General features: G+C 69.0%; 25 protein-coding genes. 14 read left to right on the forward strand and 11 right to left on the reverse strand.

Going from position 1 to position 26,303, the window contains the following annotated elements; genetic code table 11:
* The first annotated feature begins 103 nt into the window (after positions 1-103).
* On the forward strand, positions 104-637 hold the full coding sequence (locus tag Q0653_RS07225; protein ID WP_298943800.1) for a universal stress protein: 534 nt from the start codon (positions 104-106) through the stop codon (positions 635-637).
* Between the two features lie 95 nt (positions 638-732).
* Here the strand turns inward: Q0653_RS07225 and Q0653_RS07230 are convergent, their stop codons facing one another.
* From Q0653_RS07230 to Q0653_RS07240, 3 genes are all read right to left on the reverse strand, one after another.
* Complete coding sequence (locus Q0653_RS07230) at positions 733-1,344, reverse strand: PadR family transcriptional regulator (RefSeq protein ID WP_298943801.1); 612 nt, start codon at positions 1,342-1,344, stop codon at positions 733-735.
* Position 1,345: 1 nt separating this feature from the next.
* Positions 1,346-2,260 carry a DUF4097 family beta strand repeat-containing protein gene (locus Q0653_RS07235; RefSeq protein WP_298943803.1) on the reverse strand — a complete coding sequence of 305 codons (915 nt, stop codon included), beginning with the start codon at positions 2,258-2,260 and terminating at the stop codon, positions 1,346-1,348.
* A gap of 164 nt (positions 2,261-2,424) precedes the next feature.
* On the reverse strand, positions 2,425-2,586 hold the full coding sequence (locus tag Q0653_RS07240; protein ID WP_298744483.1) for a hypothetical protein: 162 nt from the start codon (positions 2,584-2,586) through the stop codon (positions 2,425-2,427).
* 149 nt (positions 2,587-2,735) lie between these two features.
* Here Q0653_RS07240 and Q0653_RS07245 point away from each other — a divergent pair, with 149 nt between their 5' ends.
* The 4 genes from Q0653_RS07245 to Q0653_RS07260 all read left to right on the forward strand — a co-directional run bounded on the left by Q0653_RS07245 (position 2,736) and on the right by Q0653_RS07260 (position 7,782).
* A complete protein-coding gene (locus Q0653_RS07245) occupies positions 2,736-3,698 on the forward strand; it encodes a DNA topoisomerase IB (protein WP_298943805.1) in 963 nt (320 codons plus the stop codon).
* A gap of 20 nt (positions 3,699-3,718) precedes the next feature.
* Positions 3,719-4,150 (forward strand): CrcB family protein, encoded by a 432-nt coding sequence (locus tag Q0653_RS07250; protein WP_298943807.1) that lies wholly within the window; start codon positions 3,719-3,721, stop codon positions 4,148-4,150.
* On the forward strand, positions 4,147-4,524 hold the full coding sequence (locus Q0653_RS07255; protein ID WP_298943809.1) for a CrcB family protein: 378 nt from the start codon (positions 4,147-4,149) through the stop codon (positions 4,522-4,524). Before Q0653_RS07250 ends, Q0653_RS07255 begins: the two co-directional genes overlap by 4 nt.
* A gap of 96 nt (positions 4,525-4,620) precedes the next feature.
* On the forward strand, positions 4,621-7,782 hold the full coding sequence (locus tag Q0653_RS07260) for an efflux RND transporter permease subunit (protein WP_298943811.1): 3,162 nt from the start codon (positions 4,621-4,623) through the stop codon (positions 7,780-7,782).
* A gap of 167 nt (positions 7,783-7,949) precedes the next feature.
* Here Q0653_RS07260 and Q0653_RS07265 read toward each other — a convergent pair whose 3' ends face one another.
* Together Q0653_RS07265 and Q0653_RS07270 are read right to left on the reverse strand one after the other, a co-directional pair.
* Positions 7,950-8,105, reverse strand: a complete 156-nt coding sequence (locus tag Q0653_RS07265; protein WP_298943813.1) for a hypothetical protein — start codon at positions 8,103-8,105, stop codon at positions 7,950-7,952.
* Positions 8,106-8,140: 35 nt separating this feature from the next.
* Positions 8,141-9,055, reverse strand: a complete 915-nt coding sequence (locus tag Q0653_RS07270) for an aldose 1-epimerase family protein (protein ID WP_298943815.1) — start codon at positions 9,053-9,055, stop codon at positions 8,141-8,143.
* 257 nt (positions 9,056-9,312) lie between these two features.
* Between Q0653_RS07270 and Q0653_RS07275 the strand changes: the two genes are divergently transcribed.
* On the forward strand, positions 9,313-11,565 hold the full coding sequence (locus Q0653_RS07275; RefSeq protein ID WP_298943817.1) for a DEAD/DEAH box helicase: 2,253 nt from the start codon (positions 9,313-9,315) through the stop codon (positions 11,563-11,565).
* A gap of 100 nt (positions 11,566-11,665) precedes the next feature.
* Here the strand turns inward: Q0653_RS07275 and Q0653_RS07280 are convergent, their stop codons facing one another.
* Positions 11,666-12,709: an Rv2578c family radical SAM protein gene (locus Q0653_RS07280; RefSeq protein ID WP_298943819.1), complete on the reverse strand. Its 1,044-nt coding sequence runs from the start codon at positions 12,707-12,709 to the stop codon at positions 11,666-11,668.
* 107 nt (positions 12,710-12,816) lie between these two features.
* Here Q0653_RS07280 and Q0653_RS07285 point away from each other — a divergent pair, with 107 nt between their 5' ends.
* Complete coding sequence (locus Q0653_RS07285; protein ID WP_298943821.1) at positions 12,817-13,836, forward strand: M15 family metallopeptidase; 1,020 nt, start codon at positions 12,817-12,819, stop codon at positions 13,834-13,836.
* Positions 13,837-13,907: 71 nt separating this feature from the next.
* Complete coding sequence (locus tag Q0653_RS07290; protein ID WP_298943824.1) at positions 13,908-15,071, forward strand: acyl-CoA dehydrogenase family protein; 1,164 nt, start codon at positions 13,908-13,910, stop codon at positions 15,069-15,071.
* A 184-nt stretch (positions 15,072-15,255) separates the two neighbouring features.
* Here the strand turns inward: Q0653_RS07290 and Q0653_RS07295 are convergent, their stop codons facing one another.
* From Q0653_RS07295 to Q0653_RS07315, 5 genes are all read right to left on the reverse strand, one after another.
* Positions 15,256-16,068 (reverse strand): energy-coupling factor transporter transmembrane component T, encoded by an 813-nt coding sequence (locus tag Q0653_RS07295; RefSeq protein ID WP_298744505.1) that lies wholly within the window; start codon positions 16,066-16,068, stop codon positions 15,256-15,258.
* On the reverse strand, positions 16,065-17,846 hold the full coding sequence (locus Q0653_RS07300; protein WP_298943826.1) for an ABC transporter ATP-binding protein: 1,782 nt from the start codon (positions 17,844-17,846) through the stop codon (positions 16,065-16,067). Before Q0653_RS07300 ends, Q0653_RS07295 begins: the two co-directional genes overlap by 4 nt.
* 39 nt (positions 17,847-17,885) lie before the next feature.
* Positions 17,886-18,431, reverse strand: coding sequence for an ECF transporter S component (locus Q0653_RS07305; protein WP_298943828.1), 546 nt, complete (start codon positions 18,429-18,431; stop codon positions 17,886-17,888).
* An 81-nt stretch (positions 18,432-18,512) separates the two neighbouring features.
* A complete protein-coding gene (locus Q0653_RS07310) occupies positions 18,513-19,484 on the reverse strand; it encodes a pirin family protein (RefSeq protein ID WP_298943830.1) in 972 nt (323 codons plus the stop codon).
* On the reverse strand, positions 19,481-19,825 hold the full coding sequence (locus tag Q0653_RS07315; protein ID WP_298943832.1) for a GNAT family N-acetyltransferase: 345 nt from the start codon (positions 19,823-19,825) through the stop codon (positions 19,481-19,483). Before Q0653_RS07315 ends, Q0653_RS07310 begins: the two co-directional genes overlap by 4 nt.
* 159 nt (positions 19,826-19,984) lie before the next feature.
* On the opposite strand from Q0653_RS07315, the gene Q0653_RS07320 reads away from it, so the two are divergent.
* From Q0653_RS07320 to Q0653_RS07345, 6 genes are read left to right on the forward strand one after another with little or no spacing between them, the layout of a single operon-like run.
* Positions 19,985-22,273: a carbon starvation CstA family protein gene (locus tag Q0653_RS07320; RefSeq protein WP_298943833.1), complete on the forward strand. Its 2,289-nt coding sequence runs from the start codon at positions 19,985-19,987 to the stop codon at positions 22,271-22,273.
* Position 22,274: 1 nt separating this feature from the next.
* Positions 22,275-22,517, forward strand: coding sequence for a YbdD/YjiX family protein (locus Q0653_RS07325; protein WP_261606792.1), 243 nt, complete (start codon positions 22,275-22,277; stop codon positions 22,515-22,517).
* Positions 22,518-22,553: 36 nt separating this feature from the next.
* Positions 22,554-23,753 (forward strand): sensor histidine kinase, encoded by a 1,200-nt coding sequence (locus Q0653_RS07330; protein ID WP_298943834.1) that lies wholly within the window; start codon positions 22,554-22,556, stop codon positions 23,751-23,753.
* A complete protein-coding gene (locus Q0653_RS07335; RefSeq protein WP_298744521.1) occupies positions 23,750-24,466 on the forward strand; it encodes a LytTR family DNA-binding domain-containing protein in 717 nt (238 codons plus the stop codon). Before Q0653_RS07330 ends, Q0653_RS07335 begins: the two co-directional genes overlap by 4 nt.
* Entirely contained in the window at positions 24,463-24,837 is a 375-nt protein-coding gene (locus tag Q0653_RS07340) for a heavy metal transporter (protein ID WP_298943836.1), read from the forward strand. Before Q0653_RS07335 ends, Q0653_RS07340 begins: the two co-directional genes overlap by 4 nt.
* Positions 24,834-26,294, forward strand: coding sequence for a cation acetate symporter (locus Q0653_RS07345; protein WP_298943837.1), 1,461 nt, complete (start codon positions 24,834-24,836; stop codon positions 26,292-26,294). Before Q0653_RS07340 ends, Q0653_RS07345 begins: the two co-directional genes overlap by 4 nt.
* Positions 26,295-26,303: the final 9 nt, after the last annotated feature.

Raw genomic sequence — 26,303 nt, forward strand, 5'->3', positions numbered from 1 at the left:
CACGATGCATTCACGATCCGGCCCGAAGCCGGGAAGAGTAGCATTCAGGATAACACGGTGCCCCCGGACCCTCGCGGATCCGGTAGCTGACGGAGGGTTGACGATGACCGACGCCATGCACAACACGCCTGAACACGAGGCTGTCCCGCAGGGGGCGGTGATTGTGGGGGCCATCCCCGATCAGCCGCCGCGCGTTCTCATCGAGGCGGCACGCTATGCCCGCCTCTTCGGCGCGCCGCTGATCATCGCGCATGTCGATGTCACGCGCTTCATCACGTATGAGGATCCCGACGGCTACGTCCATTCCGCACCGATCGACATGGACATCGCCTCGGGTGAAGGGCAGTTGGCGGCGGTGACGGATGCCGCGGCCTCCGCCCTTGCCGATGTCGCCGTCGATTGGACCGTGAGCCAGCTCGTCGGTGACCCCGCCATGGCCATCAAGCAACTCGCGGAGCGTTCGCACGCCCGACTGATCGTCGTCGGCACGCGCCGGCGAGGCTTCGGCGAGTCGATCCGCGAGTTCTTCACCGGTTCGGTCGCCGCCCGCCTCGCCCACCGGCAGTCGCGCCCCGTGCTGGTGGTGCCGCTCGAGGAGCCGGCCGCCGACGACGAGGCGCTCTGGCCCGAGGGGTGACCCCTCCCCCCCGTGTCCCACTTGTGGCACGCCTTGTCCCACTTGTGGCTGGTTTCAGCGGTCAAAACCAACCACAAGTGGGACAAGGGGGCGCGTCAGTTGCGTAGCGCGCGCGTGACCTCGTGGGCGGCGTCGTCCAACGCGCGGACGAGGTTGTCGACGAGGGATGCCGACACCGCACCGCCGCGTGCGAGATGCGTGCGGAGGTCCGCGCGGATGTTGGCGCGGAACTCCGACACGGCGGCATCGGCGCGGTGCAGTTGCTCGCGCGACGACACACGGGATTCATCCACCGGGGGCGGGGAGGCTTTCGCCGACGAGCGCTCTTCGCGCGCCGCAGCGGCGAGGTCTGCGCGCAGGCTCTTCATCGCTTCACGCACGTTGCCGCGCACTTCATCCGCGATGAGGCGCACGCTGTCGGTCAGTCCCGCCTCGATGCCCTCGAGGTCGCCGGCGCGCGAACGGACCTCGGCGCGACCGGCATCCGTGATCTCGTAGACGGTCTTGCGCCCATCGACGGACTTGGTCACGAGGCCCTCTTCTTCGAGCTTCGCCAGGCGCGGATAGATCGTTCCGGCACTCGGGGTGTACGTGCCGCCCGTGCGGTCGGCGAGAGCCTGCATGAGGTCGTAACCGTGACGGGGTGATTCGTCGAGCAGATTCAGGAGGTAGAGGCGCAGGTCGCCGTGAGAGAAGACGGGCGCCATCTCACGCCTCCTCGGTGGATGCCGGCTGATCGCCCGCGTTGTCCTGCTCGGTCGGGGCCGCCGGCGAAACCTGCTCGGTCGGGGCGGCGGGTGAAACCTGCTCGGCCGCCGCCACGCGACGCAGCACGGTGATCTCGCCCGAGACGGAGTTCACGCGCACATCGGCGAACTGGCCGCTGAGCTCGCCGACGGAATCCGCGTAGTTGGTCGGCGTCGCGGTCGACCGCTTCACTCCGTCGACGTGGACGCGGCCGCTGACGCTACGCAACACGAAGTTCGCGGGGTAGCCCTCGTCGAGCCGCACGGTCGTGCCGCCGCTGACGGAGTTGAGGTTCACCGCGCTCAGGGGCCCCGTGGAGTCGACGAGCATCGTGCCCGAGACGGTGTCGATGGATGCCTTCCGGATCGTCCCGGTGGCGGCGACATCGCCCGAGACCGAGTTGGCCGAGAGTGCACCGGTGAGCGCACGCACCTGCACATCACCGGAGACGGCGTTGACGCTGAGGTCGCCGGTGAGGGTGTCGACGATGATGTCGCCGGACACGGTGTTGAGGCGCGCCCCTGCGGAGAGGCCCGACACGAGAGCGCTTGCCGAGACGACACCGAGGGTCAGTGCGATCTCCCGCGGGACGGCGACACTGATCTCCGCCTTCGGCCCGCCGGTGCCGAAGTTGCGGAACACCTCGAGGAAGTTGTCCCAGCGCAGTTGGGGGTGGTCGATTTCGACGACGTCTCCGGTCGCTTCGATACGGAGGTCCTTGATCGTCACACCGTGCACTTCGATGCGCACACCGGGCTCGTCGTGCGCGACGACATCGACCTGGCCGCCGACGAGGCCGACCTTCAGTGTGCGGATGCCATCGAGGTCGATGATGCGGGTTTCGCCGGGGTGGATGATCCACTTCTCGAGGCTCATGGTGCTCCTTCACTCAGCGCGAATCGAGATATATCGCGTGATGCGACCATAACACGATATATCTCGATTTTGTCAAGAGGCGGGAGGCTCAGCCGCACGCCTCCCGCACGACGAAGGCCCCGCCGGCGAACCGGCGAGGCCTTCTCGTGTGATGCGGGGGAAGGTCAGACCTTGCCGCCGCGCAGCACTCGCAGCAGGAATGCGATCAGCGCAATGACGCCGACGATGAGCGCGACCCACAGGAGCCAGTTGAGCGCGCTGCTCATGCCTCCGACGATGGCCAGCACGATAGCGACGATGATGATGATGATAAGAGCGATGTTCATGGCGGTGCTCCCTTTCTCCGGGTTCTCCGGGATCCGATGACCCCCCGACGATAGCGGGGTTCGCAGATCGCGCGGACCCCCTTGCCCTCGCCGGTAAAAGTACGATAGGGCCGTTATATGTCCTCTCGCCATACCCCCCGCATCTTTCCGTGCCACGCCTGACGATCGTCCGTCCCGGGGAGGATGCCGGGTTCCGCCGCGCACGTGCCGGAACAGGCTTCCGCTACCTCGACGCCGAGGGCGCCCCTGTCTCGGGTGCCGACGCCGAGCGGGCCCGAGCGCTGGTGATCCCGCCGGCCTGGACCGATGTATGGATCAGCGTCGACGTGTTCGGACACATCCAGGCGACCGGGATCGACGGCGCTGGACGGCGTCAGTACATGTACCACCCGCAGTGGTCCGCGCGACGCGACAAAGGAAAGTACGCCCGCGCCCTCGCGCTGGCCGAAGCCCTGCCGCGGGCACGCGGGCGCGTGACCACGTCCCTCCGCCGCCCCGACCTCGATCAGGAGCGTGTGCTGGCCGCCGCTTTCCGGCTGCTCGACAGCGCGGCGCCACGCGTCGGCTCGGAGACCTACCTGTCGAAACACGGCAGTCGCGGGCTGACGACCCTCCGCCGACGGGATGCCGTGGTCGACGGCGCCGTGACGAGCCTCGACTTCCCGGGGAAGAGCGGCAAGCGTCAGAACCTGCAGATCGACGATGGCGACCTCGCGGCGGCGATTGACCTGCTCGCGGCGGGACGGCCGACATCTCCGCTCTTGTCGTACACCCGGGGGAGGCGCCGCGTGCCGCTCACCCCGAAGGACGTCAACGTCTACGTTCGCTCGATGACCGGCGGGAAGTTCACCGCGAAGGACTTTCGGACGCTCCGGGGCACGATTCTGGCGGCCGACGCGCTCGCGCGCATCGGCACCGTCGACACCAAGACCGATCGGAAACGGGCCGAGGTGCTGGCTGTGAAGGCTGCGGCGGAGGCGCTCGGGAACACTCCTGCGGTCGCCCGCGGGTCATACGTCGACCCTCGCGTCTTCACCCGCTACCGCCGGGGAGACCTGCTCGACACCACGGTCTCGCCGGAAACGGCGATCCGTGCGCTGCTCCTGGGGTGATCCGGCTCTAGCGTGAGGGCATGGCGTCATCGCGGTGGTTCTCGGGGAGGTCGCTGCTGCTCGTCATCGTGGGCGGCGCGATCGGTGTGGCCCTGCGCGCGCTGATCCTGGTCCCGCTCGGCGGGGACGTGCATCCCCTCGTCATTCCCGCGGCCACACTCGCCGTCAACCTCCTCGGCTCGTTCCTCCTGGGCGCAGTCGTCGGGCGACTGGATGGCCGGCATCCCCACGTTCGTGCATTCTTCGGCACGGGGCTCCTCGGCGGGTTCACGACCTACAGCGCCTTCGCCGTGCAGGCGGTGACGACCGGCACGGCGGCCCCGGTGATCGGTCTGTTGCTGATTCTGGTGTCGCTGTTCATCGGGGTGCTCGCCGCCGCGCTGGGCCTCGTCGTCGGGCGGCGTGCCGCCGGAGCACCCGACGACATCGAAACTCCGGAGGACGCCGAATGAATGCACTGGAGCTCGGCGCGCTCGTCGTCGGAGGCGGGCTCGGCGCGGGCGGGCGGTACCTCGCAGACGGCATCGTCATGAAGGGGAGGACGGATGCCTTCCCCCTCGGGATCCTGCTGGTGAACGTCGTCGGATCCTTTGTCCTCGGGGTGCTCACCGGCTTCGGCGGGGCGATCGCGCCCGCGTGGATGGCCATCGTCGGCATCGGCGTCTTGGGTGGCTTCACGACCTTCAGCACGGTCTCGGTCGAGACAGCACTCCTCGCCCAACGCGGACGTCGGGATTGGGCCTGGATGAACCTCATCGGCACGGCGCTCCTCGCCATCGCGGCGGCAGCGCTCGGAGTCATGCTGGGCGGTCTCTTCCCGCGCTGAGCGCGTCTGATCACCGGCCGAAACCCCTGATCGCGCATGCGAGAATGACGTGGATACATTTCTGTATCCGCCCGCCCTGCACAGCAAAGGCCACCCGTGTCGAATCTCGCCGTCCTGAGCTTGAAGAACCGCGCACTCATCGCGCTGATCACGATTGTCGCCGCGGTGTTCGGTGGCCTCGCCCTCACGAGCCTCAAGCAGGAACTCATCCCCTCCGTGGAGTTCCCGCAGCTGTCGATCCTGTCGACGTACCCGGGTGCGTCTCCGGACGTCGTCAACAATGACGTGTCGACGCCGATCGAGTCGGCCATCCGTGGCATCCCGGGGCTCGAGTCGACGTCGGCGACGAGCACGACCAACGCGTCGATCATCACGGCATCCTTCACCTACGGCACCGACCTCGCGACCGCCGAGCAGAAAATCCTCCAGGCGATCAACCGCATCAGCTCGACGCTTCCTGAATCGGTCGAGCCCACCGTCGTCTCCTTCTCGATCGACGACCTGCCCGTCATCGCCCTCGCGGTGACCGGCTACGACGACGAGCAGACCATCCAGGCGCAGCTCGAGACGAGCGCGATCCCCGACCTCGAGGATGTCGCGGGCGTGAGCGCGGCATCCATCGTCGGAGGCCAGGGTCAGCGCGTCACGATCACGCCCGACCAGGCGGCGCTCGCGGCGGCCGGGTTCAGCCAGGCAGCCATCACCGACGCGCTCGACCAGAACGGCGTGCTCTTCCCGGGCGGCACCGTCACCGAGGGCGACCAGACTCTCACGGTGCAGACCGGCACCAAGATCACCTCGATCGACGAGATCACGGCTCTGCCGCTCGTGCCCACGTCGGCTGATCAGATCGCCGCTGGTGCCGTGACGATCGGCGACGTTTCCACCGTCGAGCTCGGTCAGGACCCGGTCACCTCGATCTCGCGCGTGAACGGCGAGCCGGCGCTCACGATCTCGATCACGAAGCTCCCGTCGGCCAACACGGTCGATGTCAGCCGCTCCGTCACCGCGCTTCTGCCGCAGCTGCAGGACTCGATCGGCAGCGACGCGACGTTCACCGTGGTCTTCGACCAGGCACCGTTCATCGAGCAGTCGATCGAGGCGCTCGCGCAGGAGGGCCTGTTGGGTCTCTTCTTCGCCGTGCTCGTGATCCTGGTGTTCCTCATGTCGGTGCGGTCGACGCTCGTCACCGCCATCTCGATTCCGACGAGTGTGCTCATCACGTTCGTCGGCCTGCAGGCGTTCGGATACTCCCTCAACATCCTGACCCTCGGCGCCTTGACGATCGCGATCGGTCGCGTGGTCGATGACTCGATCGTCGTGATCGAGAACATCAAGCGCCACTACGTCGGCGATGCCGACAAGCGCGCCTCGATCCTCCTCGCGGTGCGTGAGGTCGCGGCGGCGATCACGGCATCCACCATCACGACCGTCGCCGTGTTCTTGCCGATCGCGTTCGTGGGCGATGTGACGGGCGAGCTCTTCCGCCCGTTCGCGATGACCGTCACGATCGCGATGGCGGCCTCGCTCCTGGTGGCGCTCACGATCGTCCCGGTGCTGGCGTACTGGTTCCTCCGCCCCGGCAAGCCGATCCTCGACGCCGACGGCAACGCCATCGACCCGGAAGACCCGGCGGCACCGCCGTCGAAGCTCCAGCAGGCGTATCTGCCGGTGCTGAACTGGACGCTGAAGCACTCGTGGGTCACGCTGCTGCTGGCTGTCCTGGTGCTCGCCGGAACGGCAGCTCTTGCACCGCTCATGAAGACCAACTTCCTCGGCGATTCCGGTCAGAACACCTTCACCGTTTCGCAGGAAGTGACGCAGGCGGCCAGCCTGGATGCCGAGGACACCGCCGCACAGCAGGTCGAAGCGGTGCTGCTGGACATCGACGGGATCGAAACCGTGCAGACCTCGATCGGCTCGTCCGGCTCGGCGATCCGCGATGCGTTCTCCGGCGGCGGCGCCGGGATCACCTACTCGATCACGACCGACTCCGGTGCCGACCAGATCGCCGTCCGAGAAGACGTGCAGGCGGCGCTCGCCGAACTCGATGACGTCGGCACGATCACGGTCTCGGCCGGTCAGGGCGGCTTCGGGTCGAGCGACATCGAGATCGACGTGACGGCGCCGAGCGCCGACGCCCTGCAAACGGCGACGGATGCTGTGGTCACCGCCCTCGACGGCAAGGACGGGATCGGTCAGGTCACCTCGAACCTGTCGGCCTCGCTCCCGTTCGTGTCGGTGTCGGTGGATCGCGATGCCGCGTCGGCGCTCGGTCTGTCCGAGGTCGCGGTCGGCGGCCTCGTGGCCAACACGATGCAGCCCCGCCAGGTGGGCTCGGTCGAGATCGACGACACGTCCCTCACCGTGTACCTGAAGGCGTCCTCCATCCCCGCGACGATCGAAGAGCTCAAGGCGCTCGAGATCGCCTCGGCGGCCGGCCTCATCCGCCTCGATCAGGTGGCGACGGTCGAGGAGAGCCAGGGGCCGACCTCCATCACGACCCAGCGCGGGCAGCGCACGGCGACCGTCACGGTCACTCCCTCCACCGACAACCTCACGGCCGCCTCCGCGACGGTGAACACGGCGCTCGCGGACGTCGATCTGCCCACCGGCGCGGACGCCGAACTCGGTGGAGTTGTCACGCAGCAACAGGACGCCTTCGGCCAGCTGGGGCTCGCGATGCTGGCGGCCATCCTGATCGTCTACATCGTCATGGTCGCGACGTTCAAGTCGCTCCGTCAGCCGCTTCTGCTCCTCGTCTCGGTGCCGTTCGCGGCGACCGGCGCGATCCTGCTGCAGATCGCGACCGGCGTCCCGTTGGGGATCGCGTCGCTCATCGGTGTGCTCATGCTGATCGGCATTGTGGTGACGAACGCGATCGTCCTCGTCGACCTCGTCAACCAGTACCGCGAGAAGGGGCTGAACGCCCACGACGCGACCGTCGCCGGTGGCGCGCGGCGCCTCCGGCCCATCCTCATGACGGCGCTGGCGACGATCTTCGCGCTCACGCCGATGGCACTCGGCATCACCGGACACAGCGGGTTCATCTCGCAGCCGCTCGCGATCGTCGTGATCGGTGGCCTGATCTCGTCGACGGTGCTCACGCTCCTTGTGCTCCCGACGCTGTACAACCTCGTCGAAGGAGCCAAGGAACGGCGCGCGGCTCGTCGCATGCGGGGTGACGTGGACCTCACACCGGTCGACACGAGTGACCTGCATCCGCGTCGTGCAGCGCGCGAAGCGCACACCGACTGACGTCGCGGGTGACAGGTCTCCGAACGTCCCCAGCTGACTGAAGTGCAGGTGCCACCACTCCGGGTCCGCCATTCTTGACCGTCCGTCGTGCGGGAACGCCAGTATCCGAGCGCCGAGCTGACGCCGGCGGCGGTCGCGGCGGCACGGGCGGTCCAGGCGGCGAAACTCTAGTCGCCCCAGAGCGCCGTCGCGGCGCCGATGAGGCCGATCACGAGGCCCACGGCGCCGCCGGCGATCCCGGAGATGCTCGCGGCGAGCAGAGCTTCGGCCTCCGCGCGCAGTGTGGGGGTCGGGGCGGGTACGGCGACGTCGGGAGCGCTCATGCGCCAGTGCAGAGCCGCGGATGGGTCGGTCCGGGCTATAGCGCGGCGGTGAGTCCCCACTCGAGTGTCCAGGTCTCGCCGGGCTCGATCCAGTGCAGATCTTCCCCGGAGTTGAAGGCATTGGCGGGCGCCGTCATCGGCTCGATCGCGATCGCCACCGGCTGGCCGGGATAGCGATCGGTCGTGAACAGCTGCAGTCGCGTGAATCCGGGGCCCGCCCACAGCTCCACCGTGCGACCGTCGGGCGCCGCGAGGACGGCGCGCACGCGATCCCGGTCATCCCGCGGCATCCCGGAGTACGCCGTGTTGAGGTCGAGATCACCGATGCGACGGGGCGTGCGCAGATCCGTGGCTTCGTCGACCGGCTCGTCCGCGATGGGAATGAGGCTGTCGTCGATCACCGCGCGCAGCGGCGCGTCGAGTTGCACCGTGAGATCGGCCGTGTCGACGCCGCCGATGCACAGGTAGGGATGCGTGCCGAGCGCGACCGGAGCGGCGCTGGCGCCGACGTTCTCGATCGAGTGGGTGACCGTCAGGGCGCCGCCGGAAAGCGCGTAGGTCACGGTCGTGCGGAGGTGGAACGGGTAGCCGGTCTGTGGCACGACGTCGGCCGTGAGGGTGAGCGAATCGGATGCCTGCGACACCGGCCGGTACGACGTGAACCGCAGGAGCCCGTGCGAGGCCGCACCGGTGGCCGGCTCGCTGACGGCGAGCTGGTACGTCTTGCCGCGCTGGGTCCACGCGCCCCCGGCGACACGGTTCGGCCAGGGGACGAGCACGACGCCGGATGCCGCGGGCGTCGCGATCGTGTCGGCATAGCGGGGAACGACATCGACGCTGCCGACCTCGAAGGCGCGCAGCGCCGCGCCGACCGTGGTCACCTCGACGCGGGCGATGTCGTCGGACAGATGGAAACGCGGGCCGGTGGGGTCGGCGGGGGAGATCGTCACGGTGTCAGCGTACGCCGCGCCCGGCGCTCTCCCAGGAGCACCGGGTACAGTAGTGCGGTCGGCTCTGGACACCGCGCACGCGCGGATGGGTTTGTGAGTCTGTGGGGCCGATGGTGAGCGCCGCTCGGCGCGCATGAACCATCACTGAATGGCCCCCGGCCGACGAATGTCCGGGTTACTCCACGCCGCCGTTGCGGCCGCGCCGTTGCGCGCGCCAGGAGGCTGTTCTCGCCAGAACAACCCAGAAGGAAACCACCATGCCCAAGAACAAGAAGCCGGCCGGCGGGCGCGCTCAGAACTTCGAGCCCCGCTACGGCAAGAAGACCTCCTACCAAGACGCTAAGCGTCGCCCCGGACAGTCGTCCGCCGGCACGACCGGCAGTAAGAGCCCGAGCCACCGGGGCTATCGCCCCGAGGCCGAGGACACGGCGCCCACCAAGCAGCGGTGGAACGCGCAGGAGCGCGCTGGTCGCGCGGAGGCCCGCGGCATCCGTGCCCACGCTGACCGTCCGGCGCGCGATGGTCGACCCGCCCGCTCGTTCGACGACCGTCCGGCGCGGCGCGAAGATCGTCCGGCTCGGTCCTTCGACGACCGTCCGGCGCGGCGCGAGGCCCAGCCGCGCAACGATCGCCGCACCTTCGGCGACGCGCATCCCTCGTACCGCGACGACCGCCCGCGTCGGGATGACCGCACCACCCGTCCCGCCGAGGACCGGGGCGCTCGTTCGTACGGCGAACGTCCGGCGCGTCGGGATGACCGTCCGGCCCGTTCGTTCGACGACCGCCCGGCGCGTCGGGATGACCGTCCGGCTCGTTCGTTCGACGACCGCCCTCGTCGGGATGACCGTCCGGCCCGTTCGTTCGACGACCGCCCGCGTCGGGATGACCGTCCCGCCCGCTCCGCCGATGACCGCGGGACCCGTTCGTACGGCGACCGTCCGGCCCGTCGGGATGACCGTCCGGCCCGTTCGTTCGACGACCGCCCGCGTCGGGATGACCGTCCGGCTCGTTCGTTCGACGACCGTCCCCGTCGGGATGACCGTCCCGCACGCTCGTTCGACGCTCGCCCCGCACGCTCGTTCGACGCCCGCCCGACTCGCGATGACCGTCCGCGCCGCGATGCCGGCGACCGTCGTCCTGCCGGTGGCGGAGGAAACCGCTCCGATTGGGGCCACGCGTCCGGAGGCTCCGCGCAGCGCGGCAGCGATGCGTGGAGGGGACGTGGGGAGAACGCGGAGACGAAGTCCAAGGCGCACCGCGACCACGTGGACGTCGTCCACGAGAAGCTCCAAGCCGAAGCCGTCCAGGCCGAGGCGACCGAGGGTGTGACGTTCGGCAGCCTGGGACTTGGCGAGAACATCGTGCGTGTCCTCGCGGATTTGGGCGCGGCATCCCCCTTCCCGATTCAGGCGGCGACGATCGCGCCGATTCTGGACGGCAAGGATGTCCTCGCCCGCGGCCGTACCGGCTCCGGCAAGACCATCGCGTTCGGTGCCCCGCTCGTCGAGGCGATCCTGCGCAGTCAGACCGCCGGCAAACGGCGCGAGTTTGGCCGCACGCCCCGGGCCCTCGTGCTCGCGCCGACGCGTGAGCTCGCACTGCAGATCGACCGCACGATCCAGCCCATCGCTCGGAGCGTCGGTCTCTTCACGACGCAGATCTACGGTGGTGTGCCCCAGGCGCGCCAGGTCGGTGCGCTTCGGAAGGGTGTCGACATCATCATCGGTACCCCCGGCCGTATCGAGGACCTGCAGGCACAGGGAAAGCTCAATCTCTCCGACGTGGAGATCGTCGTGCTCGACGAGGCCGACCACATGAGTGAGCTCGGATTCCTCGAGCCCATGCAGCGCATCCTCCGCCTCGTCAAAGACGGCGCGCAGAAGCTCCTCTTCTCCGCCACGCTCGACCGCGAGGTCGCGGCGCTCGTCGACGAGTTCCTCGTGGAGCCCGCCGTTTACGAGGTTGCCGGTGAGGACCAGGACTCGGGCACGATCGATCACCGCGTGCTCGTGATCGATCATCGCGACAAGGCCGAGATCCTCACCTCGCTCGTCGACCGCGCCGGCAAGACTCTGGTCTTCGCCCGCACCCGTGCCTACACCGAGATGCTCGCCGAGCAGTTCGATGATGCCGGCATCCACGCCGTCGCCCTGCACGGTGACCTGAACCAGGCCAAGCGCACCCGCAACCTCGAGCGCCTCACCTCGGGTCGCGTCAATGTGCTGGTGGCGACCGATGTCGCCGCGCGCGGCATCCACGTCGATGACATCGATCTCGTGATCCAGGCCGACGCGCCCGACGAGTACAAGACGTACCTGCACCGCTCCGGCCGCACCGGTCGCGCGGGTCGCACAGGAACTGTCGTGACCCTCATCACGCGCCAGCGCCAGCGCCGCATGACCGAGATGCTCGATCGTGCCGAGATCGATGCGCCGTTCGACAACGTGCGCATCGGCGACGACCTCCTCGAGGAGATCAGCGGTCGCCAGGTGGACCCCGTCCGCGCCTGACCCGCTCGACCCGACCCGAATCGCCGTCTCTGCTTCCGCGGGGCGGCGATTCGCGTCGGTTCCTCCGGATGCCGCTCATCCTCGTGGGTGAAGTGCCGGGTCAGAACAGGAGGGCCGGCGCGGGGCCTGTCGCGCGCACGAGGCCGGGCCGCGCCGGGCGGATCTCGACCTCCTCCTCGACACCACCGGCCACGGCGTACCGACGCAGGAGCGGCCGCACGCGGGCGGCGAGGAGCTTGCGGTAGCCCACCGGCGCGTAGGCCGACACCCCGGGATAGAGACCGCGGTACACCGGCAACAGATCGGGGCGCTCGCGCTCGAGCCAGCTCGAGAACCAGGCTTTCGCGCCGGGGCGGAGGTGCAGCGCACCGAACACGACCCGGGTGGCGCCGGCATCCTTCACCCGCCGGACCGCGTCCTCGAGCTGCCTCGGGTCATCGGTCAGGTGCGGCAGGATCGGCATGAGGAACACCGTCGGCCGGAACCCGGCGTCGGCAGCCGCGCGCACGGTCGCCAGCCGCGCCGTGGCGCTCGGCGTTCCCGGTTCGAGCAGCTTCTGCAGGGCGTCGTCGAACACCGCGATCGACATCGCGATCGATACGGGAACGGATGCCGCGGCTTCCGCAAGGAGCGGCAGATCGCGCCGCAGCAGCGTGCCCTTCGTGAGCACGGAGAACGGGGTCCCCGATTCCGCCAGCGCCGTGATGATCCCCGGCATGAGCCGGTAGCGACCCTCGGCGCGCTGGTACGGATCGGTGTTGGTGCCGAGCGCGACCGGCTCCCGGATCCACGTCGGACGTGCGAGCTCGCGCCGCAGCACTTCGGCGACGTTGGCCTTCACGACGATCTGGCTATCGAAGTCGCGGCCGCTGTCGAGATCGAGGTATTCGTGGGTCTTCCGAGCGAAGCAGTAGGCGCATGCATGACTGCATCCGCGGTACGGGTTCACCGTCCAGTCGAACGGCATCGACGATCCGCCCGGCACGTGGTTGAGTGCTGACTTCGCGAGGACTTCGTGGAATGTCATCCCGTCGAACTCCGGCGTCGTCACGGAGCGAATCAGCCCGCTGATGCCCGCGAGAGATTCGAGGCCGGGGAGGGCCGCATCGTCGACGTCGCGCGTCGTCTGTCCTTGCCACCGCATTCTGACAGTAGAACAGATCATCGACAGTGTGGCAAGCAAGAAGCATCCGACATGGTACATTTAGGCGGATCCGGCATCCACCGCGTACATCGGGTGAGAATGGAACAATGCCGGATCCCGAACCGACACTGACTCGTCGCGCCGCCCGGGTGCAGATGTCCGTGGACGCCGCCGACCAGGCGCAGCACGCGCGCGTGAGCGTCGCGGACCGGATGCGGCGAGGGCTCGTGCTCGCCGCCGCGGGCGTTCTGTTGGTGGGCGGCGCGGTCGCGGTGACAGCCGCCGTCGCCGGACCTCCGATCGTCCGAGAGGCCTCGCTCGACGCCGAAGAGACCACTCCGCCGCTCCCCTCAGCGGCCCCGGCGACCGCGATTCCGGTGCCGGCGCAGAATGCCGTGGCTGCGGCATCCTGTGACGATCCCGCGGTCGCGACCGCCCTCGAGGCGGGGACGGATGCCGACGTCGTCGCGGCATTCGGCGGCGCGGCGGCTCTTCGGGAGGCCGTCGCGAACGGACGGGCACCGTGCGTCTCGCTGTCCGACGCCGACCGCACCTGGGTCGTCGTCAACAAGCTCCGGCCGTTGGATCCTCTCGAGTACGTGCCGGCATCCGTCATGCCGCCCGAAGGAATGCGGCGCACGGCCGACGTGCGCCTCCGACCCGACGTTGCGGCCGCGTTGACCGCTCTCGTGGCCGCGGGTGCGGAGGAGGGCGCCGGTGAGATCGGACTCAACAGTGCGTACCGGTCGTATTCCTCGCAGCAGCGCATCTACCGCGGGTACGTGAACTCGCTCGGGCAGACCGCCGCCGACCGGACGAGCGCTCGCCCGGGGTACAGCGAACACCAGACGGGGATCGCCGCGGACCTCGTCGCGTGCGCGCGCGGATGCGGCGGGATCGAAGCCTTCGGGGGCACGCCGCAGGCGGATTGGGTGGTCGAGAACGCGTGGCGCTTCGGGTTCATCATCCGCTACGAGGACGGTCAGACCGACATCACCGGATACGAGTGGGAGCCGTGGCATGTCCGTTACCTCGGCGTCGAGCTCGCCGCGGCGTATCACGACGGGGGTTTTCGCACCCTCGAGGACTTCTTCGGACTACCCGCCGCCCCTGACTACGCGGGCTGAAACCCAGTACCATGGACGGTGGGATGCAATCCCACATTCTTCAACACTCGAGGACGAGAGGAAGGCGCACCATGGAGCGCGAGATCTACGACGAGGACCACGAGGCGTTCCGCGACGTCGTCAAGGAATTCCTCAAGCGGTATGCGACCGAAGAGAAGCGCAAGCAGTGGGATGCCGACGGTGAAATCGACCGGGCCACCATGCTCGCCGCCGGGGAGCAGGGACTCATCGGACTCAGCGTGCCGGAGGAGTTCGGCGGCGCCGGGATGCTGCAGGACTATCGCTTCCGCGCGATCGTCCTCGAGGAGACGATCGGCGCCGGGCAAGGATCGCTCGCGGGTGCGTTCGGCATCCAGGACGACCTCGCCGTGCCCTACATCGTGCACATGGGTACGCAGGAGCAGAAGGAGAAGTGGCTGCCGGGGATGGCGACCGGCGAGATCCTCGGCGCGCTCGCGATGACCGAGCCGGGCGCCGGCAGTGACCTGCGGGGCATCAAGACCACCGCGAAGAAGGTCGACGGTGGCTACATCGTCAACGGCGCGAAGACCTTCATCTCGTCGGGGAAGACCGCCGACATCGTGGTGACGTTCGTCAAGACCGGCGAGGGCAACCGACCGGATGCGTTCAGCCTGCTGATCCTCGAGGACGGCATGGAGGGCTTCGATCACAGCAAGAAGCTCGAGAAGATGGGCTTCCACGGGTGGGACACCGCTGAGATGTCCTTCGTCGACGTGTTCGTCCCCGAGGAGAACCTCATCGGCGGCAAGGAGGGCCTCGGTTTCATCCAGCTCATGATGAACCTGCCGCTGGAGCGGCTGTCGATCGGTGTCGCCGCAGCCGCGGCCGGGGAGGCGGCGTTCGTGTGGACGCGGGACTACGTCCTCAGCCGTGAGGCGTTCGGGCAGCGCATCGCCGACTTCCAGAACACGCGGTTCCTCCTCGCCGACATGGCGACGACCGTCGATGTCATGTGGGCCTACAACGACCGCGCGATGATGCTCTACAAGGATCAGAAGCTCACGGCCGAAGAGGCCGCGAAGGTGAAGTTCTGGTCGACGGATCGTGAAGCCGAGCTCCTCGACACCGGCGTGCAGCTGCACGGTGGCTACGGCTACATCACGGAGTACCCGATCGCCCGTGCGTACCTCGATGCCCGTGTGCACCGCATCTACGGCGGCACCAACGAGATCATGCGCGACATCGTCTCGCGCCAGATCGTCGGCAAGCGCTGACCTTCGCACAGTGAGACACCCCGGATGCCGGGCGTTCCGAACCGGGGGCGCCCGGCATCCGTCACGCGCCGGCGGGCCAAGCGGTGTCTCGTCGGGTGCCGTCGCGCGCGAAACCGCGCGTGTGTCACGTTTTTCGCGCCCGGCGCGTGCGCACGAGCGGTTTCGCGGGAGGAATGGGTGTGGATCAGCCGAGGGTCCAGGGGAAGAAATACCAGAGGATGCCGGCCGACACGGCCCAGAAGACCACCACGAATGCGGTGTCACGCCCGCGCCAGGGCACGAGGTACCGTTCGGTCCGGTCGGGATGGGCGCCGAAGGCGCGGGCATCCATCGCCAGAGCCACGCGTTCGGCATGGCGGATCGCTCCCGCCAGCAGCGGGACGATGTAGCCCCACCAGCGCGCGAGCGCGGCGAACGGGCCCCGCCCGCCGTGGGCCCCGCGCACGCGGTGGGCCTGGCGGATCACCTCGAGCTCGTAGCCGAAGCGCGGCACGAAGCGGAAGGCCGCGAGCGCCGTGTATCCGATGCGGTACGGCACGCGCAGTTGCTGCACGGTCGAGCGCACGAGGTCGGGTCCCGTCGTGGTGAGCCCCGCGATGAGGGCGAGCGCGACGATCGCGGCGAGCCGCACGCCGGTCGCCATGCCGACCTCGACGGCGCCCCCGAAGAGCGTCCATCCGCCGATCGTCAGGACGGCCACCGAGGTGTCGATGCGGGAGGCATCGGTCCACAGCGCCATCCCGAGTCCCACGACGACGGCTGCGACCGGAAGCGCCACGAGGAGCAGGAGCGCCATGCGCGACGTCACCCGTGCTCCGGCGAGCACCACGATGTAGGCGAGCGCGAGGAAGACCAATGGCGTCGTGATGTCGCGGGTGAAGACCAGCAGCGCCATGGCCGGAAGCGGCGCGGCGAGCTTCGCGAGGGGGTTGAGCCCGTGAAGGAACTTCCGCGAGAGGGGAGCCGTCACCCACGGGTCGATCGTCGCGGCACTCATGCGACGGTCCTGCGTGGATCGGCGGCACGGGGGAGGTCGCCGAGACGGGTCACTCCGGAGAGTTCCGGATGCCGCACATGCGCGAACGCGCGACCGAGCGGCGGCTGTCGGAGTCCCGCCGAGCGGAGGAGCGCATCATCGGCGAAGATCGCGCTCGTCGTGTCGTCGGCCATGATCCGGCCGTCGCCGATGACGATCGTGCGGTGCGCGTACTCGGTGACCAACTGCATGTCGTGGGTGACGACGAGGATCGTGGTGCCCGCCTCGCTCAGCTCCCGCAGAAGGTGCATGAGCTCGTCGGCGCGCGCCCGGTCTTGTCCGAAGGTGGGTTCGTCGAGGGCGAGAACGGGCGCCCCGGCGACGAGGGCCGTGCCGACCGACAGGCGACGCTTCTGCCCGCCGGAGAGCAGGAACGGGTGGATGCCGGCCTTCTCCTGCAGACCGAAACGCTCCAGCATCCGCTCGGTCTGCACGCGCACGGCCGCGTCGTCGAGCTTCTGCCGGCGGAGCCCGTGCGCGAGCTCGTCGTACACGGTGTGCGCGATGAACTGGTGTTCGGGGTTCTGGAACACGAACCCGATCTGGCGGGAGAGGGTGCGCAGGTCGGTGCGGGCGATGTCGGCACCGTTGACGCGCACGCTGCCGCGTGGCGGGGGGATGACCCCCGCGATCGCCTGCAGGAGAGTCGTCTTGCCGGCCCCGTTCGCGCCCACGATCGCGATGAACTCGCCTGCGTGCACGGTGAGATCCACGTCGTGGAGTATTTCGCTCCCGCCACGGCGGAGGGAGAGCCCCCGCACCTCGATCTGCGGTTCCGTATTCAGTCTGGCGGCCGCCGACCGGGCCAAATCCGCCGAAATCGGCGCGCGGGCATCCCGGGAGACTGAATACGGAACGGCCGGGGCGGATGCCGGTGGCTCGGTGGCATCGAGCGCGGCGCGCAATTCCGCGGGATCGAGGGGGAGTGGGTCGAGGTCCCACCCGGCCGCGCGCAAGCGCAACGCCGCGAGCGTCGCGACCGGAAGCCAGACGCCGATGCCGTGCAGTTCCTCCGCGCGGGCGCGCACCACGGCATCCACCGTACCGTCGGCGATCGTGCGGCCGGCGTGATCGAGCACGACGACCCGATCGGTGATCGCGATTGCCGCGTCGAGGTTGTGCTCGACCAGCACGATCGCGCGGTCGCCCGCGGCCACCAGTTCACCCAGTGCCTGATAGACCTCTTCGATCCCCTGTGGATCGAGATTCGCGGTGGGCTCGTCGAGCACCAGCAACGGGGACCCCATCGCGAGCGCGCATGCGATCGCAAGGCGCTGCCGCCCGCCACCGCTCAACCGATCGGGATTCTCGTGGCGGCGGTCCCACAGTCCCACGCGCCGCAGTGCGACCTCTGTCCGAGCGAGCACTTCCTCGACCGGCAGGCGCAGATTCTCGGGGCCGAAGGCGACTTCGTCCTGCAGCGTGCCGGTGACCAGCTGCGCGTCCGGGTCTTGGAAGACCATGCCGACCTGGGTGCTGAGCTGGGCGACCGGCGTCACCGCGGTGTTCTGGCCGGCGACGGTGACGGTACCGGTCATCGTCGCCGGGATCGCGTGGGGGATCAGGCCGTTGAGAGCGAGCGCCAACGTGGATTTTCCGGCACCGCTCGGCCCGAGGAGCAGGACGACCTCGCCCGGGGCGACCTCGAACGTCGCCGACGCGGGTGCGGCGATCGTCGCGCCATCGTGGCGGATGCCGACATCTTCGACACGCAAGAGAGCAGCGGTCGCGGAAGTCACCTCTCCAACTTAGCCTGCCCTAACTCCGAGCGAGCAGTGTCAGGCGCGGGCAGCCACTCCGGCCCGACGCAGCGACGCACCGATGCCGAGTCCGAGCGCGGTCCAGGCGACCGGCCCGAGCACCGAGATGGCGAGGTAGGTGATCTGCGCCCAGGGGGCGAGTTTGCCGAGATCGGCGACGAAGAAGACGACCGCGGCGACGAGGATGCCGATGATCACGGCCGAGATGAAGAAGCGCCAGGCTCCCCACGCGCGGTATCGCGTGAGTGCGGCGACACCTTCCTGGATGGCACCGAACAGCAGCGCCGTGCCGAGGAACCGGCCGATCCAGGCCGGATTGAAGGCGCTCGCGACGAGGGCCGCCATCAGATGCGCGATAAGGGCGACCATCGGCCGCCGCAGCACTTCTTGCGCGATGATGCCGGGCAACACGTGCGCCCCGAGCACGAGACCGTAGGCGAAGGGCGCCGCCGCGAGGACCACCGGGGTCACGACTCCCGCGATGCCCCCGACGATGCCGGTCGCGACACCGATCGCTGCGCACACGAGGAGCAGGCGCGTCGAGAGGAGCGTGCTTCGGGTCACCCGCTCAGACTACCGGGGCGCCCGAACTCATCGGCCGTGAGAAAGCGTCAGGACAGGCCGAGGACGACGCGCCTGGGCGCATCAGTCGCGGCGTCGGCGGGGAGTGAGCCGGACGCCGGGGAGCGGTGGCGCCGGAATGCGCTCGTCGCCGTGGCCCACGACGTGGCCGAAGCGCTCGGCGGCCGCCTCGCCTTCCCAGTCCTCGCGGGCGGCGACGATCTCCTCGTGGGTTCGCCCGACGAAGTTCCACCACATCACGATGTCGGACTCGAACGGCTCCCCGCCGAGCAGGAACAGCGTGACGTCGCGCTCGCCGGCATCCACGTCGATGGCGTCCCGACCGGTGCCGAGGTACAGCAGCGACTGATCGGGAACCTGGGCGACGCCCGGCACGTCCGGATTGCCGGATACCCCGACGATCGCGTACTCCCAGTCCGGATCCAGGGGCAGGCGCACGCGTGCACCGGCCGGAATGCACACCTCGGCTCCGACGATCGGCGTGTGCATCGTCGCGGGTGACGTGACCCCGGCGAAGGTCCCCACCACGACGGTCGCGGTGGCGCCGCCGGACAGCTCGACCCCGAGCAGGTTCTCGTGGCGCTCGAAGTCCGGGCCGCCGTGGCGGCGCGACTCGGGCAACGCGACCCAGAGTTGCAGGGCATCGAGGGGTACCGCGCTGTCGCCGACGGAGTACTCGGAGTGGGCGATGCCGTGCCCGCTCGTCATGATGTTCAGGACTCCCGGCCGCACGATCACATCGCTGCCCAGGACGTCGCGGTGGCGCACCTCGCCGACGAACGGCCAGGTCACCGTCTGCAGACCGATGTGCGGATGCGGCTCGACGCGCATGCGCGCGACCTGCGGGCCGAACCGGTCGAGGAAGCACCAGGCGCCGACCATCGGCAACGTGCGGTGCGGGAGGCTGCGGTGCACCTCCATCCCACGCACTCCGCCGAGCGGCACGTCGCGCGCCTCCAGGAGCAGGGCACGCGGACCGTCCGGGCTGGGCACACTTTCGCGCTCCGGCTCGGACGGCGCATCCAGCCGGCTCATGTGTCCTCGGCATCCACCCGGTCGCTGCCGGCGTCATCGGCCGTCGGGCGCCACGCGACGTCGAGGCCCGCGACGTCGTTCTCGCGGAGGTACTTCACGACGAACGAACACACCGGAACCACGGTCTCGCCGCGGGCCGCAAGGTCGGCCATCGCGTGCCCGACGAGCGTTCCGCCCAAGCCGCGACCGGCGAATGCGGGGTCGATCTCGGTGTGCGGGAAGACGAGGCGGCCATGGTCGTCGACGCGGAACTCGGTGAAGCCCGCAACGACCTCGTCGAGGTGGATGTCGTAGCGTTCCTTGTCGTCGTTGCGCGTGACAGTGGGGGTGACGTCGCTCATGTTCCCACCGTAGGCAGGTGCGGCCTGTTGTGCCAGCACGGATGCCGTTCATCGCGGCATCCGTGCCGTTCGTCGCACGCGGAGAGCTCACCGGCACGGCTGGAGAACACCTCTTCCTACCCTGAGGGCACGCAACGATGCGCCCCCTCAGGAGATCCAATGACTGCACCTTCTTCGCGCCGCCCCGATCGGGGCCGCGCCGCTCTCGCCGATGACGGACCCGGCTCGGCGCTTCCTCCCGTCTCGGTGACGCCCGAGCAAGAGGCCCGCGACGGCCGGTGGACACCGTTGAAGGTGATCGTCTGGGTCGCGATCGCCCTGTTGGGCGGCGTGGCGTGGGTCATGCTCGCGGTCGTCCGCGGCGAGACCGTCAACGCGATCTGGTTCGTGTTCGCCGCGGTCTGCACGTACCTGATCGGTTACCGCTTCTACTCGAAGGTCATCGAGCGCTACATCACACGCCCCGACGACCGCCGCGCGACCCCGGCCGAAGTGAAATCCGACGGTCGCGACTACGTCCCCACCGACCGCCGCGTGCTCTACGGCCACCACTTCGCCGCGATCGCCGGCGCCGGGCCCCTGGTCGGCCCCGTCCTCGCGGCACAGATGGGCTACCTCCCCGGCACCATCTGGATCATCGTCGGTGTGGTCCTTGCCGGCGCGGTCCAGGACTACCTCGTGCTCTTCTTCTCCATGCGTCGCGGTGGCCGCACGATCGGGCAAATGGCGCGGCAGGAGCTCGGCCGCATCGGCGGCACCGCCGCGATCATCGCCTCGCTGCTGATCATGATCATCATCGTGGCGATCCTCGCTCTCGTCGTCGTCAACGCCTTGGGCGAGAGCCCGTGGGGCGTCTTCTCGGTGTCGATGACGATCCCGATCGCCCTCTTCATGGGCGTGTACCTGCGCTACCTCCGCCCCGGCAAGGTCAGCGAGGTCTCGATCATCGGCTTCGTGCTGCTGATGGCGGCCATCGTCGGGGGCGGCTGGGTCGCCGGCACCGAGTGGGGGCAGGCGATCTTCCACCTCGACAAGACCACGATCGCGTGGGGGATCATCATCTACGGTGCGATCGCCGCGATCCTCCCGGTGTGGCTTCTGCTCGCGCCGCGCGACTACCTCTCAACCTTCATGAAGATCGGCGTGATCGGCCTGCTCGCGGTCGCGGTGATCATCGTTCGGCCCGAGATCTCGGTCCCTGCCGTGTCGATCTTCGGTCAGAACGGTATGGGACCCGTCTTCGCCGGACCCCTTTTCCCGTTCCTGTTCGTCACGATCGCCTGCGGCGCGCTCAGCGGTTTCCACGCGCTGATCGCGTCGGGCACGACACCGAAGCTCATCGAGAAGGAGCGTCAGACGCGCTTCATCGGCTACGGCGGCATGCTCATGGAATCGTTCGTCGCGATCATGGCGCTCGTCGCCGCGATCTCGATCGACCAGGGCATCTACTTCGCCATGAACGCTCCGGCCGCCGCAACCGGCGGGACGGTCGAGGGCGCGGTCGCTTTCGTCAACTCGCTCGGTCTGACCGGCGTGAACCTCACGCCGGAGATGCTCATCGGCACCGCCGCCGACGTCGGCGAGGAGTCGATCGTCTCGCGCACCGGTGGCGCACCGACGCTGGCGCTCGGGCTCGCGCACATCATGCAGCAGGCCCTCGGGGGGCAAGCGATGATGGCGTTCTGGTACCACTTCGCGATCATGTTCGAGGCGCTGTTCATCCTCACCGCGGTCGACGCCGGTACCCGTGTCGCGCGTTTCATGCTGCAGGACACGCTCGGCCACGTGTTTCCCAAGTTCCGTGACGTCAGCTGGCGCCCCGGTGTGTGGATCTGCACGGCGATCATGGTCGCCGGATGGGGTTACATCCTCATCCTCGGCGTGACCGACCCGCTCGGCGGCATCAACACGTTCTTCCCGCTCTTCGGGATCGCCAACCAGCTGTTGGCAGCGATCGCGCTGTCGGTCGTGCTGTCGATCGTTGCCAAGCGCGGCAAGAGCTACGTGAAGTGGCTCTGGATCGTCGCTCTCCCGCTCGCGTTCACAGCCGTCGTGACGATCACAGCATCCTGCTACAAGATCTTCTCGCCCGTCCCGGCGATCGGTTATTGGGCGAACCACTTCAAGTACCGTGCCGCGCAGGATGCCGGGACCGACGAATGGGGAACCCCCGAGGTCGTCGCCGCGGTCATCCGCAATACGGCCGTGCAGGGCACCCTGTCGATCATCTTCGTCACGCTCTCGATCGTCGTGATCGCTGCCGCGCTCGTCGTGACCGTGAAAGCGCTCCGCGCCGGGGGTGGCGAGAACACCGAGGATGCCGCGGTCCCTTCGCGTCGGTACGCCCCGGCCGGTCTCATCCCGACCGCCTCCGAGCGTGAGCTCGAGAAGCAGTGGGAGCCGATCCTCGCCGAGGAGCGCAAAGCTCTGGCCCGACGGTCGCACTGACATGACCGACCACGCGGATCCGGTGACCCCCCGGACACCCGCGCGACGCACGCTGGACAGCGTCGCGCGGGTGGGCCGCGGTATCCGCTGGTACATGTCGAATCTCATGGGCGACAGTGCTTATGCGACCTACGCGGCGCATCACGGGCGGCACCATCCCGACGAGGCGCCGTTGACCGAGCGGCAATTCTGGCGTCAGAAGATGGATGACCAGGACCGCAATCCCGGTGCGCGGTGCTGCTGACCCCGTTCGTCGGAGGCCACTGCCTAGGCTGAGCCTGTGACCGATGCCGCCGTCCTCGCCGCTGTGCTCGGCGTTGTCGGCGGCGTCGTGCTGACGGTCCTGCTTTTCCTGGCCCGGCGCCTGGCGAAAGGCCAAGCGGATCTCGGCGGCGACGCGGAACAGGCGACCTATCGTGCGCTGCACCTCGCGAGCCTCGCGGCTCCGCACTTGCGTGGGGGGCTCAGCGGACCCGATGTCCCTCGCGCCACGCGTCATCTCCGCGTCCTTCTGGGCGCCAGCGCGGTCGCTCTCGTCCGCGGTGACGAGGTCGTCGCCTTCGACGGGCACGGCGATGCCGCGTCGGAGGCGCTGGGCTCGGCGGCTGCACGCATCGCCGCGCAGGTGCGGGCGACCGGCCGCCGCCAGGTCTTTCCGAGGGCGACGGGTTCGACGGAGGGGCTCGAGGCCGTGGGCGCGCCGATCACGGTCGACGGAGAGATCACCGGGGTCGTCGTCGCTTTCGCCGCGCCCGTGCGAGCTCCGCTGGTGCGCGCGGTGGGGGAAGTCGCCGACTGGTGCGCCGCACAGTTCGCCCTCGGCGAGCTCGACGCCTCGCGCAGCGCGCTCGCCGAGGCGGAGCTGCGCTCGCTCCGCGCGCAGATCTCACCGCACTTCATCTACAACGCCCTGACGGCGATCGCTTCGTTCATCCACACCGAACCCGAGCGGGCTCGTGACCTCGTGCTCGAGTTCGCGGACTTCACCCGGTACTCGTTCCGTCGTCAGGGGGAGTTCACGACCGTCGCCGAGGAGCTCGGCAGCATCCACTCGTACCTGGCGCTGGAGCGCGCCCGCTTCGGAGACCGTCTTCGCGTCACGCTGCGCATCGCACCGGAGACGCTCGCGACGGTCATCCCCTTTCTGTCGGTGCAGCCGCTCGTCGAAAACGCCGTCCGCCACGGCGTCGAGCCGGGCGAGGGCGGCGGGACGATCCTGATCGCCGCGGAGGATGCCGCGACACACACCCAGATCACTGTCGAGGACGACGGCGTCGGCATGGACCCCGAGGTCCTGCGCGCGTTGCTGAGCGCCACCGACACGGGAGCCCATGTCGGTCTTCGCAACGTCGACACACGGTTGCGTCAGCTCTATGGAGCCGACGGTGGTCTGGTCGTCGAGACCAACACCGGCGCTGGCACGCTCGTGCGCATGCGCATCCCGAAGTCGCAGCCCCAGCACGAAACGGACCCCGCATGATCGATGTTCTCGTCGCCGATGACGAACGGCCCGCCCGTGACGAACTCGCCCATCTGCTGCGCGCGGACGCGCGGATCGGTGACGTGGTGACCGCTGCCTCCGGCGCCGACGCGTTGGCGTTGCTGTCGGGTCGCGTGTTTGCCGTCGCCTTCCTCGACATCCACATGCCGGGATTGTCCGGACTCGACCTGGCCCGCGCGGTCGAGGCGCTTTCCACACCCCCGTTGATCGTCTTCGTCACGGCCGACGAGGCGCGCGCGGTGGATGCCTTCGACCTGCGCGCAGCGGATTATCTGCTCAAGCCGGTGCGCGTCGAGCGTCTGCGCCGTGCAATCGACCGCGCCGTCGAGCTGAGCTCACCGAGCGATGCAACCGGCGACGAGGTGCTGCCGATCACGGTCGGCACCACCGTGCGCTTCGTGCGTCGCAGCGACGTGCGCTGGGTGCACGCGCAGGGCGATTACTCGCGGCTGCATACCGACGATGGTCTCGGTCACCTCGTGCGCATCCCGATCTCCGAGCTCGATCAACGGTGGACCGACGCCGGGTTCGTTCGCCTGCACCGGTCGTACCTCGTCCAGGCGGCGGCCGTCAGCGAAGTGCGCTTGACCGGCGCCGAACCGACGGTCACGGTGCAGGGCATCGCGCTGCCGGTCAGCAGGCGGCTGCTCCCGACCGTGCGGGACGTGCTCGTCGGAGGCGGGTCACGGTGACCGATGCCCCGCGGCGCGTGCGCGTCACCGCGTCGGACGGAGCTCGCCGGCCCGCACCCGTCACGCGCGGCATCGCCGTGCCGGACGCGCCGGTCGCCGAAGCGGATGCCGTGTACGCCCGAGCGCTGCGCACGAGCCAGTTGCGGCTCGCGCTGGGCACGATCTCCGGGTTCGTCATCGTCGCCCTCGCCCTCGCCATCGCGATCACCGCGATCCCCGAGCTCGACCGTCTCACTCTCGTGGGTGTGCCGCTGTCGTGGCTTCTGCACGCGTTCGCGTTCTATCCGGTCATCGCGATCTTCGCGGTGCTCTACACGCGGGGCGCCACCCGCAATGAACGTCGCTACCGGTCGCTGCGGGAGCAAGAGTGAACGCGACGCTCGATATCTTCGCCGTCGCGCTCATCGCCGCCGCGACCGTGTTGATCGGCATCTACGGGCTGCGCGTCTCGCGGACCACGGGCGATTTCTTCGTCGCTTCCCGCACCGTGCGCCCGATCTGGAACGCGTCGGCCATCAGTGGCGAGTACCTCTCGGCCGGAACCTTCCTCGGCCTGTCCGGTCTCGTGCTCCTCGACGGGGCACGAGGCTTCTGGTTTCCGATCGGATACGCCGCCGGGTACCTGCTCGTCCTGGTGTTCATCGCGGCTCCACTTCGGCGCAGCGGCGCGTACACGATTCCGGATTTCATCGAAGCCCGGCTCGACTCGACTGCCGCGCGGCGCCTGACGAGCATTGCGGTGCTCATCATCGGCTGGCTGTACATCGTGCCTCAGCTGCACGGAGCGGGCCTCACGCTCATGGTCGTCGCCGAGCTGCCGACCTGGGTCGGCGCGGTGCTCGTCGCGGTCCTGGTCGCCGGGACGGTCGCCGCTGGGGGGATGAAGGCCATCACCTACGTGCAGGCATTCCAGTACTGGCTGAAACTCACCGCGCTCCTGGTGCCCGTCATCCTGATCGTCTTCGCGGTCTCGGGCGGCCCGTACGAGCCGGACCCTCTTGTGGTCTTCCCGTCGTCGGCGGGACCGGCGGGCATCGACGCCTACGAAACGGCATCCCTTCTGCTGGCCCTGCTGCTCGGAACCATGGGTCTGCCGCACGTGCTCGTGCGGTTCTACACGAGTCCGACCGGGGTCTCCGCGCGTCGAACCACGGTGCTCGTGATCGTCATGGTGAGTATCTTCTACATCGTCTCGAGCGTGATGGGCCTGCTCGCCCGGCGTCTGGCCCCCGACCTCGCCGAGCCGGGGCTGGCCGACACCGTCGTGCTCGTCCTGCCCTCACGCGTGTTCCCCGGTCCGATCGGGGAGGCGCTCACCGCTCTCGTCGTCGCGGGGGCGTTCGCGGCGTTCCTGGCGACCTCGGCGGGACTCGTCGTGTCGCTGGCCGGTGTCGTCAGTCAGGATGCCTTCTCGGGTTCGGTGCGCTCGTTCCGGCTGGCGGCCGTGATCTGCGCGATCGTGCCGTTGTCGATCGCTCTCCTCACTCAGCCCGCGGGCCTGGTCGCGAGTGTCGGCGTCGTGTTCGTCTTCGCCGCGTCGAGTCTGTCGCCGGTGCTTCTGCTCGGCGTGTGGTGGTCGCGACTCACCGCGCGGGGCGCGATCGTCGGCATGCTCACGGGCGCCGTCACCAGCGGTCTCGCCCTGATCGCCCACGCGGCCATCGGCGGTGTGGGGCTTGCCGCGCCGTACCTGGCCCAGCCAGCCGCCTGGACCATCCCGCTCGCCACGGCGGCGACCGTCTTCGTCTCCCTCGCTGACCACCGCGGGGTGCCGCTGCGCGCGGAGCGCTACCTCGCGCGGCTGCACGCCCCCGAGCGGACCGGATGAGGTGGCGCT

The sequence above is a fragment of the uncultured Microbacterium sp. genome (assembly GCF_947488465.1).
Lineage (GTDB): Bacteria > Actinomycetota > Actinomycetes > Actinomycetales > Microbacteriaceae > Microbacterium.

What these genes read in the sequence shown, in the direction of transcription:
- Q0653_RS07280 (WP_298943819.1), bottom strand. Translation starts at nt 12,709, where the DNA reads ATGCGGTGGCAAGGACAGACGACGCGCGACGTCGACGATGCGGCCCTC.
- Q0653_RS07265 (WP_298943813.1), bottom strand. Translation starts at nt 8,105, where the DNA reads ATGAGCGCTCCCGACGTCGCCGTACCCGCCCCGACCCCCACACTGCGC.
- Q0653_RS07310 (WP_298943830.1), bottom strand. Translation starts at nt 19,484, where the DNA reads ATGAGCCGGCTGGATGCGCCGTCCGAGCCGGAGCGCGAAAGTGTGCCC.
- Q0653_RS07335 (WP_298744521.1), top strand. Translation starts at nt 23,750, where the DNA reads ATGATCGATGTTCTCGTCGCCGATGACGAACGGCCCGCCCGTGACGAA.
- Q0653_RS07275 (WP_298943817.1), top strand. Translation starts at nt 9,313, where the DNA reads ATGCCCAAGAACAAGAAGCCGGCCGGCGGGCGCGCTCAGAACTTCGAG.
- Q0653_RS07240 (WP_298744483.1), bottom strand. Translation starts at nt 2,586, where the DNA reads ATGAACATCGCTCTTATCATCATCATCATCGTCGCTATCGTGCTGGCC.
- Q0653_RS07250 (WP_298943807.1), top strand. Translation starts at nt 3,719, where the DNA reads ATGGCGTCATCGCGGTGGTTCTCGGGGAGGTCGCTGCTGCTCGTCATC.
- Q0653_RS07230 (WP_298943801.1), bottom strand. Translation starts at nt 1,344, where the DNA reads ATGGCGCCCGTCTTCTCTCACGGCGACCTGCGCCTCTACCTCCTGAAT.
- Q0653_RS07255 (WP_298943809.1), top strand. Translation starts at nt 4,147, where the DNA reads ATGAATGCACTGGAGCTCGGCGCGCTCGTCGTCGGAGGCGGGCTCGGC.
- Q0653_RS07295 (WP_298744505.1), bottom strand. Translation starts at nt 16,068, where the DNA reads ATGAGTGCCGCGACGATCGACCCGTGGGTGACGGCTCCCCTCTCGCGG.
- Q0653_RS07225 (WP_298943800.1), top strand. Translation starts at nt 104, where the DNA reads ATGACCGACGCCATGCACAACACGCCTGAACACGAGGCTGTCCCGCAG.
- Q0653_RS07285 (WP_298943821.1), top strand. Translation starts at nt 12,817, where the DNA reads ATGCCGGATCCCGAACCGACACTGACTCGTCGCGCCGCCCGGGTGCAG.
- Q0653_RS07325 (WP_261606792.1), top strand. Translation starts at nt 22,275, where the DNA reads ATGACCGACCACGCGGATCCGGTGACCCCCCGGACACCCGCGCGACGC.
- Q0653_RS07290 (WP_298943824.1), top strand. Translation starts at nt 13,908, where the DNA reads ATGGAGCGCGAGATCTACGACGAGGACCACGAGGCGTTCCGCGACGTC.
- Q0653_RS07315 (WP_298943832.1), bottom strand. Translation starts at nt 19,825, where the DNA reads ATGAGCGACGTCACCCCCACTGTCACGCGCAACGACGACAAGGAACGC.
- Q0653_RS07235 (WP_298943803.1), bottom strand. Translation starts at nt 2,260, where the DNA reads ATGAGCCTCGAGAAGTGGATCATCCACCCCGGCGAAACCCGCATCATC.
- Q0653_RS07320 (WP_298943833.1), top strand. Translation starts at nt 19,985, where the DNA reads ATGACTGCACCTTCTTCGCGCCGCCCCGATCGGGGCCGCGCCGCTCTC.